This is a genomic window from Streptomyces sp. C10-9-1 (assembly GCF_024497955.1).
Classification (GTDB): Bacteria; Actinomycetota; Actinomycetes; order Streptomycetales; family Streptomycetaceae; genus Streptomyces; species Streptomyces sanyensis.
Genome location: NZ_JANHKP010000010.1, coordinates 55,331 through 68,610 on the forward strand (window position 1 = coordinate 55,331; position 13,280 = coordinate 68,610).

At 75.6% G+C, this 13,280-nt stretch carries 10 protein-coding genes and 1 riboswitch; of the genes, 6 read left to right on the top strand and 4 right to left on the bottom strand.

Features of this window, described 5'->3' with window-relative positions:
• Positions 1–71: 71 nt before the first annotated feature.
• Positions 72–2,456 (bottom strand): phosphoketolase, encoded by a 2,385-nt coding sequence (locus NPS70_RS15780; RefSeq protein ID WP_256524894.1) that lies wholly within the window; start codon positions 2,454–2,456, stop codon positions 72–74.
• A 338-nt stretch (positions 2,457–2,794) separates the two neighbouring features.
• On the opposite strand from NPS70_RS15780, the gene NPS70_RS15785 reads away from it, so the two are divergent.
• Positions 2,795–3,997 carry a VanZ family protein gene (locus NPS70_RS15785; protein WP_256524895.1) on the top strand — a complete coding sequence of 401 codons (1,203 nt, stop codon included), beginning with the start codon at positions 2,795–2,797 and terminating at the stop codon, positions 3,995–3,997.
• Positions 3,998–4,160: 163 nt separating this feature from the next.
• On the opposite strand, the gene NPS70_RS15790 is transcribed toward NPS70_RS15785, so the two are convergent.
• Positions 4,161–4,973, bottom strand: coding sequence for a class I SAM-dependent methyltransferase (locus tag NPS70_RS15790; protein ID WP_256524896.1), 813 nt, complete (start codon positions 4,971–4,973; stop codon positions 4,161–4,163).
• Positions 4,970–5,980 carry a saccharopine dehydrogenase gene (locus tag NPS70_RS15795; RefSeq protein WP_256524897.1) on the bottom strand — a complete coding sequence of 337 codons (1,011 nt, stop codon included), beginning with the start codon at positions 5,978–5,980 and terminating at the stop codon, positions 4,970–4,972. The genes NPS70_RS15790 and NPS70_RS15795 overlap by 4 nt, the downstream gene beginning before the upstream one ends.
• 73 nt (positions 5,981–6,053) lie before the next feature.
• Here NPS70_RS15795 and NPS70_RS15800 point away from each other — a divergent pair, with 73 nt between their 5' ends.
• From NPS70_RS15800 to NPS70_RS15820, 5 genes are all read left to right on the top strand, one after another.
• Complete coding sequence (locus tag NPS70_RS15800; RefSeq protein ID WP_256524898.1) at positions 6,054–6,680, top strand: TetR/AcrR family transcriptional regulator; 627 nt, start codon at positions 6,054–6,056, stop codon at positions 6,678–6,680.
• A gap of 136 nt (positions 6,681–6,816) precedes the next feature.
• Entirely contained in the window at positions 6,817–7,413 is a 597-nt protein-coding gene (locus tag NPS70_RS15805; RefSeq protein ID WP_256524899.1) for a TetR/AcrR family transcriptional regulator, read from the top strand.
• Between the two features lie 451 nt (positions 7,414–7,864).
• Positions 7,865–8,083: riboswitch (cobalamin riboswitch) on the top strand.
• A gap of 164 nt (positions 8,084–8,247) precedes the next feature.
• The gene (gene metE, locus NPS70_RS15810) at positions 8,248–10,566 is read left to right on the top strand and encodes a 5-methyltetrahydropteroyltriglutamate--homocysteine S-methyltransferase (protein WP_256524900.1); all 2,319 of its coding nucleotides are present in this window, start codon (positions 8,248–8,250) and stop codon (positions 10,564–10,566) included.
• A 116-nt stretch (positions 10,567–10,682) separates the two neighbouring features.
• Entirely contained in the window at positions 10,683–11,270 is a 588-nt protein-coding gene (locus NPS70_RS15815; protein ID WP_256524901.1) for a TetR/AcrR family transcriptional regulator, read from the top strand.
• Positions 11,267–11,641 (top strand): hypothetical protein, encoded by a 375-nt coding sequence (locus NPS70_RS15820; protein WP_256524902.1) that lies wholly within the window; start codon positions 11,267–11,269, stop codon positions 11,639–11,641. Before NPS70_RS15815 ends, NPS70_RS15820 begins: the two co-directional genes overlap by 4 nt.
• Positions 11,642–11,788: 147 nt before the next feature.
• Here the strand turns inward: NPS70_RS15820 and NPS70_RS15825 are convergent, their stop codons facing one another.
• Positions 11,789–13,159, bottom strand: a complete 1,371-nt coding sequence (locus NPS70_RS15825; protein WP_256524903.1) for an NAD(P)-binding domain-containing protein — start codon at positions 13,157–13,159, stop codon at positions 11,789–11,791.
• Positions 13,160–13,280: the final 121 nt, after the last annotated feature.

A 13,280-nucleotide genomic window follows, 5' to 3' on the forward strand; every position in this document is an offset into this window, starting at 1 on the left:
CGGGTCGCCGGGCGGGTCCGCCCGCCCGGCGCCGCACCGCCGCGGGCCGGGCGGGCCCGGCCCGCGGCCGGTCAGTCCTCGAAGCTCCAGTCGGCCACCTCCGGGAGGTCGACGCCGTGGGCGCGGATGTGGGCGTGGTGGCGCAGCCGGACGTCCTCCATGTGCTGGCGGACCGCCGCGGCGCGGACGGCCAGGCCGGGCACGCGGTCGATGACGTCCATGACCAGCCGGTAGCGGTCCATGTCGTTGCCGACCACCATGTCGAAGGGCGTGGTGGTGGTGCCGATCTCCTTGTAGCCGCGCACGTGCAGGTGCGGATGGCCGGTGCGGCGGTAGGCCAGGCGGTGGATCAGCCAGGGGTAGCCGTGGTAGGCGAAGACGACGGGCTTGTCGGTGGTGAACAGGCCGTCGTAGTCGAAGTCGCTCATGCCGTGCGGGTGCTCGGAGGCGGGCATCAGCCGGGCGATGTCCACGACGTTGACCACCCGCACCGACAGGTCCGGCAGATGGCGGCGGAGCAGCCGGGAGGCGGCGAGCACCTCCTGGGTGGGCACGTCCCCGGCGCAGGCGAGGACGACGTCCGGTTCGCGGCCGGCGTCCTCGGTGCCGGCCCAGTCCCAGATGCCCGCGCCGCGGGCGCAGTGCACGCGCGCCTCCTCCAGGGACAGCCAGTCGAAGCAGGGCTGCTTCCCCGCCACGATCACGTTGACGTAGTCCCGGCTGCGCAGGGCGTGGTCGGCCACGGCGAGCAGCGTGTTGGCGTCCGGCGGCAGGTAGACCCGCACGGCCTCGGGGCTCTTGTTGAGGACGTGGTCGACGAAGCCGGGGTCCTGGTGGGAGAAGCCGTTGTGGTCCTGGCGCCAGACGTGCGAGGTGAGCAGGTAGTTCAGCGAGGCGACGGGAGCGCGCCACGGCAGCCGCCGGCTCACCCTCAGCCATTTGAGGTGCTGGTTGACCATCGAGTCGACGATGTGGACGAAGGCCTCGTAGCAGGAGAAGAGCCCGTGCCGGCCGGTGAGCAGGTAGCCCTCCAGCCACCCCTGGCAGGTGTGCTCGGAGAGGATCTCCATCACCCGGCCGTGCCGGTCGAGGTTCTCGTCCACGGGCAGTGTGCGCTGCTGCCACGCCTTGCCGCTGGCGGCGTAGACGGCCTGGAGGCGGTTGGAGGCCGTCTCGTCGGGGCCGACGAGGCGGAAGTCCCGCCGGTCGGCGGTGGCGGCCATGACGTCGCGGAGCAGGTCCCCGAGGACGCGGGTGGGTTCGTGGAGGGTGGTGCCGGGCTTGTCCACGGCCACGGCGTACCGCTCCAGCGGGGGCAGCGGCAGCTCCCTCAGCAGCAGCCCGCCGTTGGCGTAGGGCGTGGCCCCGAGCCGCCGGCTCCCGGCGGGTACGGCGCCGAGGACCACCGGTCGGGGGGCGCCCCGCTCGTCGAACAGCTCCTCGGGCCGGTAGGAGCGCATCCACTGCTCCAGCTGCCGCAGGTGCTCGGGGTTGTCGCGGACCCCGGACAGCGGCACCTGGTGGGCGCGCCAGGTACCGGCGACGGGGACCCCGTCGACCTCGGCGGGACCGGTCCAGCCCTTCGGGGTGCGCAGCACGATCACCGGCCAGCGCGGCCGTTCGGTGGCCCCCTCCCGGCGGGCGGCCCGCTGGACGGCGGCGATGCGGTCGAGCGCGGTGTCCATCGCCGCGGCCATCGCGCGGTGGACGGCCTCCGGGTCGTCGCCCTCGACGTGGAGCGGTTCGTGGCCGTGGCCGTGGAAGAAGGCGTCGAGTTCCGCCCGGTCCATCCTGGCCAGCACCGTCGGGTTGGCGATCTTGTACCCGTTGAGGTGGAGGATCGGCAGGACCGCACCGTCGTGGACGGGGTCGAGGAAGGCGGTGGAGTGCCAGGAGGCCGCCAGCGGCCCGGTCTCGGCCTCGCCGTCGCCCACGACGCACGCGACCAGCAGGTCGGGGTGGTCGAAGGCGGCGCCGTAGGCGTGCGCGAGGGAGTAGCCCAGTTCGCCGCCCTCGTGGATGGAGCCGGGGGTCTCGGGGGCGACATGGCTCGGCACCCCGCCCGGGAAGGAGAACTGCCGGAAGAGCCGGGCCATCCCGGCCGCGTCGCGGGTGACGTCCGGATAGGTCTCGGTGTACGAGCCCTCCAGCCAGGAGTTGGCCAGGACGGCAGGGCCGCCGTGGCCCGGGCCCCAGACGCACAGGGCGTCGAGGCCGCGGCGCGCGATCACCCGGTTGAGGTGGGTGTGGACCAGGTTGAGGCCCGGAGAGGTACCCCAGTGGCCCAGCAGCCGCGGCTTGATGTGCTCCGGGCGCAGGGGCTCGGTCAGCAGGGGGTTCGCCATCAGGTAGATCTGGCCGACGGAGAGGTAGTTCGCGGCGCGCCAGTGGGCGTCGAGGGCGGTGAGTTCCTCGTCCGTGACCCCGGCGGGCGCCGGCTGCGGGTCGGGGGACATCGGGGGTCCTTCCGGGTGGGGCGGCGGTGGACAGGACCCGGTGCCCCGGCCCTACCGGGGCGCCGGGGCGCACGCCACCACCCTGCGCGACGGGGGCGGTTCGCCGACAGGGCCGTTCGGGGCACGCCGCCCGTCGGCCGCCTGGGCGGTGTGCGGACGCCGGTCGGGGCCGTTCGCCGGAGCACCTATCCTGATCGCCGCGGCAGGCGTCGCGGCACCGGTTCCCGGGCAGGCATGCGGGTGCGGTGCGCGGCCGGGCCGTCCGCGTCGCGGGCGTGCCCGCGTCGCCCGCCTCCTGCCCCTGTCCGGCTCGCAGGGAACCGCGGAAGAGGACTGAGGTGTTCCGAACCTATCTGCTGCCCGTCGAGGCCGCGGTGACCTGGTTCCCGCTGCTGGTCGCCGTCATCATGGTGCCCGTGGCGGTCCACGGGTACCGCCACCGCGGCAGGGCCGGCGGGTGGCCCGTCCTGGTCCTCTACAGCTTCGTGTTCTACCTGCTCGCCGCGCTGCTCCAGACGGTGATGCCGCTGCCCGCCGACACCGACGCGCACTGCACCCTCGTGCGCTACGCGGAGAGCCCGCAGCTGGAACCCTTCGCCTTCCAGGCCAGGATCTCCCACGCGACCGGCGGCGACTGGTCCCCGCGCACCCTGGCGGGGACGCATTCGGCGTGGACCGCGGCCCTCAACGCGGTGCTGCTGCTGCCGCTGGGCGTCTACCTGCGCTACTACCTGCGCCGGGGGCTGGTGTCCTCGGCCGCGGTGGCCTTCGCCACCTCCCTGTTCTTCGAGGCCACCCAGTACACGGGCCTGTGGTTCGTCTACGCCTGCCCCTACCGCCAGTTCAACGTCGACGACCTGGTGCTCAACACGGCCGGTGCGGTCTGCGGCTGGCTGCTCGCGGGCCCGCTGCGCCGGGTGCTGCCCGCCAACGACCCCGACGGCGAGCGCACCCGCTACGGCGGCCGGGTGACGCTGACCCGCCGGGCACTGGCCTTCCTCACCGACCTGGCCGGATGGCTCGTCACCTGGACGCTCCTGACGGGCGGGACGGCCCTGGCCACCGACTGGACCACCGGTCGCCGCTACGCCCTGCCGGCGGGGGCGGTCCTCGGTCTCGTGTGGTTCTGGCTGGTGCCGCTGCTCCTCCGGGCGACCCCGGGCAAGCACGCGGTGCTGCTGCGGCTCGCCCGCCCGGACGGCCGGGCTCCGGGTCCGCTGCGCCTGACGGTGCGCACCGTGCTGCTCTGCTCGCCGCTCGCCCTGGCCTGGCTGGCGCTGGCCCACCGCACGGGCACCGTGGTTCTGCCCGGCGACGCGGGCCCGGCGCTGCCGTACGCGGCGGGGCTCGCGGCCCTGGTGATGTGGGGGTCCCCTCCCGTGGCGCAGCTCGTCCGGCGGGACGGCCGCGCACCCCACGAGCGCTGGTCGGGCACCGTCAACCGGGCGCTGCCCCCTCGGGGCGCCCCCGCGGACCCGCCGGCGCCGCGGCAGGAGGACGCCCTCTCCGCGGCCCGCGGCCGGGTCGTGTCCGACGCGTAGCGCTGCCGCCCGCAGGGCGGGGTGCGTGCGACCGCACGGCGGGGGGGCATCCTCGTACCGGACGTACGTGGAGGGCTCCGACGACGCAGCGAGTGTGCGCGCCGGGCGCCGCCCGCGAAGCGGGACGCGTCGGACACGGCCCGGGACACGCGGAGGGGAAGGCTCACCGCCCCGTCACACGCCCGAGCGCGAGCAGGTAGGGGGCGTCCAGCACGAGCCGGCCGTCGGCGGACCTGTCGTGGTGCCGGAACAGCTCCGCGAGGGCTCCGCGCGCCTCGTCCCAGCGGCCCGCGTCCCGCAGGGCGCGCCGGTAGGCGCGCAGCGGCCCGGGCTTCTCCTCGAAGACGCGGACGGCGTGCCCGAGCGAGGCGTAGGCGACCCGGACGTGCAGCAGCCTCGTGTGCACCTCCACCGGGAGCGGGGCGAACAGCTCCGCCACGTGCGCGGCCTCGCCCCAGCGGGTGGGCAGCGGCTCCTCGGGGGCGGCCCCGAGGGGCGACAGGACCGTCGGTGCGATGCGGCCCATCACGCCGTCGGGCGTCCAGGACGCGACGGCGAGCACGCCGCCGGGGCGGCAGACCCGGACCAGTTCGGCGGCGGTGCGGCGCGGCTCCGGGGCGAACATGGCGCCGAAGGTCGAGACGACGAGGTCGAAGGCGCCCGCGGCGAAGGGCAGTGACAGGGCGTCCGCCGCGAGGAAGGAGGTCCGCTCGGCGAGACCGGCGGCGCCGGCCCGCTCCTGGGCGACGCCCAGCAGCGCGGGGTTGGTGTCGATCCCGACGACCCGCGGGACGCCCGCGCGGGCCAGGGCGAGTGCGGCGGGTCCGGAGCCGGTCGCGACGTCGAGCGCCGAGGCGGCCGGTGTGCGGGCCGGGGGGTGCGCCGCCCGCAGGGCGAGTGCGGTCACGTCGTCGGCCGCGTGCGCCCAGGCGTCCCCGGCGGCGGGGTAGCCGCCGCCCTCCCAGGGGCCGCTCACGGGTGCGTCCCGGGGTCGGGGCCCCAGAGGACGATCCCCTGGCAGGCCAGCCGTTCGGGGAGGTCGGCCAGGCCGGGGAGCTGCTCGATGTGGTGCACGCCGGGCGGTACGCGCCCGGCCAGGACCTCCCGCACGGTGTGGGCGGCGACCAGGCCCGTCGTACGGCTCTGGCCGCTGCCGGTCAGGGCCCGGGCCGCGCGGCGGGGGCCGCGGACGGCCTCGGCGCACACGGCGAACCGCTCTCCTCCGAGGTGGACGCGGCCGAGCACGCGGGTGAGCAGCTCGGTGCGCCGGGCGAGGCGCGAACGGCGCAGGGCGGCGAGCAGGGCGGTGAGCGGGCGGGAGCCGAGGCAGAGGCGGGTGGTGACCTCCGGCACGCCGAGCGTCCGGGGCAGGGTGAACTGGTCCGAGAAGGGGAAGGGGTGCGCGGTCCGCGGTCCGTGGCCGGGGAGGGCGGTCCGCCGGGAGCGGGCGGCGGAGGGCGCGCTCAGACCGGTGACGGTCCAGCGCACGGCGTCGCGTCCGTGGCGCTCGCCCGTGCCCAGCAGGACGGTCAGGTCGATGCGCTCCGCTCCTCCGACGTCGCGGTGGGCCCGCAGGGCCAGCAGGTTGCTCAGCCCGGGTGCGACTCCGACGCTCAGGACCGCCGCGGCCCCGGTGCGCTCGGCCTCCCCGGCGGCCCGCTCGACGCCGTCGAGGAGCCGGTGGCTGGCCCCGACGTCCACCAGGTGGATGCCGCGTGAGAGGCAGAGCACCGCCGTCCGGGCGTCCGGCGGCTCGACGCAGAGCACCACCGCGGCGATGTCGCCCAGCGCGTCCAGCACCCGCCCGAAGCCCTCCGGGTCCGCCACGTCGACGCGGACGCCGCCGGGGGGTGCCGACCGCCCGGCGGCCAGGACCCGCCCCGGGTACCAGCCGTCCAGGGTGCCGACCACCACCCTCCCGACGGCACCGTGGCCGCCGACGACGAGCAGTCTGCCCGGCCCCTCCCAATTCACTGTAGTCATACTCCAGTGAATAACACTGTAGTCTCACTACAGTCAAACTTCCGCACGGACGAAGGCGAAGGCGGCGAGCACGGTGACCCCACCCCCCACACGGGCCGAGAAGGCGCGTCTGACCCGAGGGCGCATGGTCGAGGCGGCAACCGGCCTGTTCACCGAACGGGGATGGGCACGGACCACGGTCGAGGACATCGCCCGCACCGCGGGGGTCGGTGTGCAGACGGTCTACTTCACCTTCGGGACCAAGCGCGCGGTGCTGAAGGAGGTCCTCGACACCGCCGTGGCGGGCGACGGCGACCCCCTCGCCACCCTCGACCGCCCCTGGGCACGCGCGGTCCTCGACGAACCCGACCCGGCCGCCCAGCTCGCCCTCCAGGCGGGAGGCGCGCGGCGCGTCCTGGAGCGCGCGGCGCCCGTCCTGGAGGTGGTCCGCGGCGCGGCCGCCGCCGACCCGGAGCTCGCCGGGCTCTGGCACGCCAACCTGCGCCAGCGGCACGCCGTCCAGGAGCGGTTCGCCCGGGCGCTGGTGGACAAGGCGCCCTCCGGGCTGCGGGACGGCCACGACGCGCGGTCCGCCGCCGACGTCGCCACCGCCCTGCTCGGGCCGGAGACCTACGGCCTGATGGTGGGCGAGCTGGGGTGGTCCGCACGGCGCTGGGAGGACTGGGCCGCGGACGGACTGGTGCGCCAGCTCCTGCCGTGAGCGGCACCGCCGGGCGGGCGGCGTTCCGGAGGACCGCCCCCGGCCGCCGGGGACGGCGGGGCGGGCACTGGCCTTAGGCTGGTCGACGACAGGTGAAGAGGAGTACTGCCGCCATGAGTTCGAGGACGCCCACCGGATGAGCCCGAAGCAGCAACGGGGCGAGGCCACGGTCGGGCAGGTGCTGGACGCGGCGATGCGCCTGTACGCGGCGTCCGGGGAGGCGGGGCTCACGGTCAGCGCCCTCACCAGCGCCAGCGGCGTCAGCACCGGCAGCGTCTACCACCACTTCGGCAGCCTCGACGGCGTGGTGAACGCCCTCGCGGTGCGTTCACTGGAGCGGCTGCTGACGCGCCTGGGGACCGCTCTCCTCCAGGAGACCGACGCCCGCTCCGGCGTCGAGGCCGTGGTCCTGGCCTATCTGGACTTCACCCGGAGCAGTCCGGAGGAGGCCCGGCTGCTGCACTCCGTGGCGGCGGACCGCGAGGGGATGGCCCGCGCGGGGCAGATCCGCGACTCCCAGGAGGCCCGGCTGGAGCCGATCGCCGCGTGGATCCACGCCCACCAGGAGGCCGGTGGGCTCGTCGCCGGCCTCTCGGCCCCCCTGATCGAGTCCCTGGTCCTCGGGCCGGTCGTCGGCGTCGTCCGCCGGTGGCTCACCATGGGCGACATCGACCTGGAGGAGGCCGCCCGCGTCCTGCCCGACCGGATCTGGCGCTCCGTCGGGCCCGCCTGAGGACGCCAGGTCCACCGGGGCACACCGGTACCGGTGCGCTCCCGGGGCGCCCGGCGGTCCGCACCCGGCCGGGCTCCCCTCCAGGATGGCCTCCGTCGGCTGCCGCCACCCTGGCCGCGTTCCGGCCGACCGCACGGCCGGCCCTCGTCCGCGTGCGGAGTCTCCAGCAGGGACACGCCGGTGTCCCCGTGGGGGAGGGCGCGGCGGCGGCCCTCTGACAGGCGGTCGGGGCCGCGGGGCCGCCGGGGGTTCCGCACCGGTGCCCGGGCCCGGTGCGGGCGCGGGCCGAGGGCCCCGCGCCCGGCGGGGTGGCTCGCGGAAGGCACCGGCGCCGCGCCCCCGTCCGGTTCGTTCCCGGCGCACGCCCGCCGGCGGTGCCCGGGCGGCGGCCGCGTGAGACGGGTTCCATCCGGATGACGGACACCCGCGTACGCTCCGGTGCGACTCCCCTAGGCTTCTCCGTGCAGCTGGTTCGCCCCGTCCGCCAGGCGGGAGGCGTCGTAAGAGGGAACCCGGTGGGAATCCGGGACTGCCCCGCAGCGGTGAGCGGGAACGACCGCCGTCATACGCACTGGGCCCGAAGGGCCTGGGAAGCGACGGCCAGTAGGTGTCCTCCCCCGGGAGGGCGAGCCCGCGAGTCCGAAGACCTGCCGACTGCCCGCGTGCGACCCGTTCGCGCGCGGAATCCCGGTGACCTCGAGGGCGGGTCGGCGTTCACACCGGGCGGTCGACCGCGCCGTGCCGCGCGGGGTCGTTCCCGTCCGGTCCGCCGTTCCTTCGCGCTCTCGTCCCGTCTCCGGGATCTCAGGGATCCATCTCGCGAAGGAGATCTCCGTGACAGCGAAGTCCGCGCCCGCGACAGCACGGCCCACCGTGTACGGCTACCCCCGCCAGGGGCCCAACCGGGAGCTGAAGAAGGCGATCGAGGGCTACTGGAAGGGCCGCGTCACCGCCGGGGCCCTCCGTGGCACGGCCGCCGACCTGCGCCGGGAGAACTGGCGGCAGCTCGCCGACGCCGGCATCCACGAGGTGCCGACCGGCGACTTCTCGTACTACGACCACGTCCTGGACACCACGGTGATGGTCGGCGCGATCCCCGGGCGCCACCGCAGCGCCGTCGCGGCCGGCGCCCTGGACGGCTACTTCGCCATGGCCCGTGGCACGCAGGATGCGGCGCCGCTGGAGATGACCAAGTGGTTCGACACCAACTACCACTACCTGGTGCCCGAGCTGGGACCGGACACGGTGTTCGCGGCGGACCCGGCCAAGCAGGCCGGTGAGGTGAAGGAGGCACTGGCGCTCGGCCTCGCGGCCCGCCCGGTCCTCGTCGGACCCGTGACCTACCTCCTGCTGTCCAAGGCCGCCCCCGGCGCCCCCGCCGGCTTCGACCCGCTGACCCTGCTGGACCGGCTGCTGCCCGTCTACGCCGAGGTGCTGGCCGACCTGCGCGCGGCCGGCGCGGAGTGGGTGCAGCTCGACGAGCCCGCGCTCGTGCAGGACCGCACCCCGGCCGAGCTGAACGCGGCCGAACGCGCCTACCGCGAACTCGGTTCCGCCACCGACCGGCCCAAGCTGCTGGTCGCCTCGTACTTCGACCGGCTCGGCGAGGCGCTGCCACTGCTCGCCAAGGCCCCGGTCGAGGGTCTCGCCCTGGACTTCACCGGGGCCGCCGCCGCCAACCTGGACGCGCTCGCCGCCGTCGGCGGGCTGCCGGGCAAGCGGCTGGTCGCCGGTGTCGTCGACGGCCGGAACATCTGGGTCAACGACCTCGCCGCGTCCCTGTCCACGCTCGGCACCCTGCTGGGTCTGGCCGACCGGGTCGACGTGGCCGCCTCCTGCTCGCTGCTCCACGTTCCCCTGGACGCCGCGGCCGAGCGGGACATCGACCCGCAGCTCCTGCGCTGGCTGGCCTTCGCCCGGCAGAAGACCGCCGAGATCGCCACCCTCGCCAAGGGCCTGTCCCACGGGACCGGAGCCGTCGCCGCCGAGCTGGCCGCCAACCGCGCCGACCTCGCCGCCCGCGCCGACTCCCCCGTCACCCGCGACCCGGCCGTCCGGGCCCGTGCCGCCGCGGTGACCGAGGCCGACGCGCGCCGCTCCCGGCCGTACGCCGAGCGCACCGCCGCCCAGCGTGCCCGCCTCGGCCTGCCGCTGCTGCCGACCACCACCGTCGGCTCCTTCCCGCAGACCGGGGAACTGCGCACCGCCCGCGCCGGACTGCGCGCGGGCCGCATCGGCCCGGCCGGGTACGAGGAGCGCATCAGGGCCGAGATCCGGCAGGTGATCGCGTTTCAGGAGACGATCGGCCTGGACGTCCTGGTGCACGGCGAGCCCGAGCGCAACGACATGGTCCAGTACTTCGCCGAGCAGCTCACGGGCTACCTCGCCACGCAGCACGGCTGGGTCCAGTCCTACGGCACCCGCTACGTCCGCCCGCCGATCCTCGCGGGCGACATCTCCCGGCCCGAGGCGATGACGGTCCGCTGGACGACGTATGCCCAGTCCCTCACGGACCGGCCCGTGAAGGGCATGCTCACCGGTCCGGTCACCATGCTGGCCTGGTCCTTCGTCCGTGACGACCAGCCGCTCGGCGACACCGCGCGCCAGGTCGCGCTCGCCCTGCGCGACGAGGTGGACGACCTGGAGGCGGCGGGGAGCCCGGTGATCCAGGTCGACGAGCCGGCGCTGCGCGAGACCCTCCCGCTGCGGGCCGCCGACCGGTCCGCCTACCTGGCGTGGGCGACCGAGGCGTTCCGGCTCAGCACGAGCGGGGTCCGCCCGGACACGCAGATCCACACCCACATGTGCTACGCCGAGTTCGGGGACGTCGTCCGGGCCATCGACGACCTCGACGCGGACGTCATCAGCCTGGAGGCCGCCCGCTCCCGCATGCAGGTGGCCCGCGAGCTGGCCTCGCACGGCTACCCGCGCGAGGCCGGCCCCGGCGTGTACGACATCCACTCCCCGCGCGTCCCGAGCGCCGAGGAGGCCGCCCGGCTGCTGCGCGCGGGGCTGGAGGCCATCCCCGCCGAGCGGCTGTGGGTCAACCCGGACTGCGGCCTGAAGACCCGCGGATGGCCCGAGACGCGGGCCTCGCTGGAGAACCTGGTCGCCGCCGCCCGCACCGTCCGCGGTGAGCTCGCGGGGTCCTGACCCCGCGCGGGGCCGGGGCGCGGCGCGCCCCGGCCCCGCTGTCCCCGGCGGTCCCGGTGGGCGCGTCCGCACCTCGGATTTACCATACGGGTCGACCCGTATGGTAAAAGAGAGGCATGCCTTCCGAAACGACTCCACGCGGACGCCCGCGAGACGCGCGCTCACACGCGGCGATCCTCGCCGCCACCGCCGACCTGCTCGCCGAGACCGGCTACGCCGCCATGTCCCTCGGGGCCGTGGCCACCCGGGCCGGGGTGGGGAAGGACACCATCTACCGCCGGTGGTCCGGCAAGGCCGAACTGGTCTACGAGGCGGTGTTCACCACCACCGACACGGCCCCGGTGCCCGACACCGGCACCCTCGAAGGCGACCTGACCGCGCTGGTCCAGCAGCTGATCGACGAGTTCGGCGCACCGGCGGCCGCTCCGGCTCTGCCCGGACTGCTGGCGGACCTCGCCGCCTCCCCGGCGCTGCTGGCCCGGATCCGCTCCGGCTTCCTCGGCCCCGCCAAGAGGCGCCTGGCCGTGGTCTTCGACCGGGCGCGGGCCCGCGGGGAGACCGGCCCGGAGGTGGACGGCGACCTGGTGCTCGACTTGCTGCTCGGCACCGTCGTGTTCCGGCTGGGCGTCCTCGGCGCGCCTGCCGACTCCCGGCTGGCCCGCAGCATGGCCGGGATCACCGCGAAGGGAATCGAGGTCCGGTGAACGGATGGCTGCTGGCCGCCGGCGTTTCGGCCACGGTGACGGCCCTGATCCACCTCATCGCCGGGGGGCGCGACGTGGTCCGCCCTCTGCTGGGCAGCTCCCTGGAGGCCGAGGCCCGGCACACCCTGCACGCGGTGTGGCACTTCGCCACGGCGGACCTCCTGTTCAGCGGTATCGCCCTGATCGCCCTCGCGCCCCGGCCCGCGCCGAACGCACCGCTCGTGCTGTTCATCGCGGCCCACTTCCTCGCCTACGCTGCGGTGTTCCTGGTGATCGCGCTCCGCACCGGCTGGCCCCGCCCGCTGCTGCGGCTTCCGCAGTGGATGCTGCTGCTCCCGGTGGCGGCACTGGCCGGAGCCGGGGTGCTCTGAGTCCGGCACCGCCGCCACCTCGCTCCGGCAAGAGGAGCGCCCGGTCCCGCCCCTCCCCCGGCCCGGGCGCACCACTCCGCCGCGCAGGCGGACCGGCGCCCTTACGGCTCCCGCGGCCGCGCCCGGACGGGCGCGGCCGTTCCGCCGTCAGCCGCAGGAGGGGGCGGCTCCCGTGGCGCCGGGTGCGGTCGCCTGCGGGGCGGGCGCGCAGCAGCCGCCGTCGGCGGCCGCCTCGCCGGACCCGGGCTCGTCGAAGAGACCGGAGCCGCCGCAGACACCGGTCTCCGGGAGGACGAGTTCGACGCGCCTTGCGGCCTCGTGGTCGCCGGCGACGGCGGCGACCACGGAGCGGACCTGCTCGTAGCCGGTGAGGGCGAGGAAGGTCGGAGCGCGCCCGTAGGACTTCATGCCGACCAGGTAGACACCGGACTCGGCGTGCGAGAGCTCCTTCACCCCGTGCGGGTAGACGGTGCCGCAGGAATGCTGGTTGGGGTCGATCAGCGGGGCGAGCCGGACCGGCGCCTGAAGGCGCTCGTCGAGATCCAGCCGGAGTTCGCCGAGGAAGGACAGGTCGGGACGGAAGCCGGTGAGGACGACGAGTTCGTCGACCGGGTCGAGCCGCCGGCCGTCCTCGGCGACCAGGACGAGGCGGTCGCCGTCGCGTTCGATCGCCTCGGTGCGGAAACCGGTGACCGCGTCGGCGTGGCCCTCGTCCACGGCGGCCTTGGCGGCGAGGCCGAGGGCGCCGCGGGCGGGGAGCTGGTCGGCGGCGCCGCCGCCGAAGGTGGAGCCGGAGATCCCCCGGCGCAGGATCCACAGTGCCTTCGTCCCCTCGCCGCCCTCCGACGCGGCCAGGTCGGCCAGCGCGGCGAGCGCGGTGAACGCGGAGGCGCCGGAGCCGATGACGGCGGTGCGCCTGCCCGCGTAGCGGGCGCGGACGGCCGGATCCTTCAGGTCCGGGACGCGGTAGGCGATCCGCGCGGCGGCGGCCTTCTCGCCCAGGGCCGGGAGGCCGGAGGCGCCGGCCGGTCCCGGCGTGGACCAGGTTCCGGAGGCGTCGATCACCGCACGGGCGAGGATGCGCTCCTCCCGGCCGTCGGCGTACGCGACGTGGACGGCGAAGGGCCGGGCCTCGCGGTCCGCGTCCACGATCCGGTCGCGCCCGGCGCGGGAGACGCCGGTGACGGTGGCGCCGCAGCGGACCCGGCCGCCGAGGGCGTCGGCCAGTGGGCTGAGATACCGCTCCACCCAGTCACCGCCGGTCGGGTACGTGCTCGCGTCGGGCGCCACCCAGCCGGTGGAGGCCAGCAGCTTCTCGGCCGCCGGGTCGGTGACCTCGCCCCAGGTGGAGAACAGCCGCAGGTGTGCCCACTCGCGGACCGCCGCACCGGCACCCGGGCCGGCCTCCAGGACCAGGGGCTCGATGCCCCGTTCGAGGAGATGGGCCGCGGCCGCCAGGCCGGCGGGCCCGGCGCCGATCACGAGGACGGGCAGGTGGTCGGTGGCTGTGGCGCTCACGACACTCCTCATTGATTCGATATTCGTCGATGTCCTGCGCCGCCAGGATGGCACTTGATTCGACGTACGTCAACATAGACATTCATCGAACCATGCCGGGCACGCGACGGCGGACTCCGCG

What these genes read in the sequence shown, in the direction of transcription:
- NPS70_RS15805 (WP_256524899.1), top strand. Translation starts at nt 6,817, where the DNA reads ATGAGCCCGAAGCAGCAACGGGGCGAGGCCACGGTCGGGCAGGTGCTG.
- NPS70_RS15780 (WP_256524894.1), bottom strand. Translation starts at nt 2,456, where the DNA reads ATGTCCCCCGACCCGCAGCCGGCGCCCGCCGGGGTCACGGACGAGGAA.
- NPS70_RS15815 (WP_256524901.1), top strand. Translation starts at nt 10,683, where the DNA reads ATGCCTTCCGAAACGACTCCACGCGGACGCCCGCGAGACGCGCGCTCA.
- NPS70_RS15795 (WP_256524897.1), bottom strand. Translation starts at nt 5,980, where the DNA reads ATGACTACAGTGAATTGGGAGGGGCCGGGCAGACTGCTCGTCGTCGGC.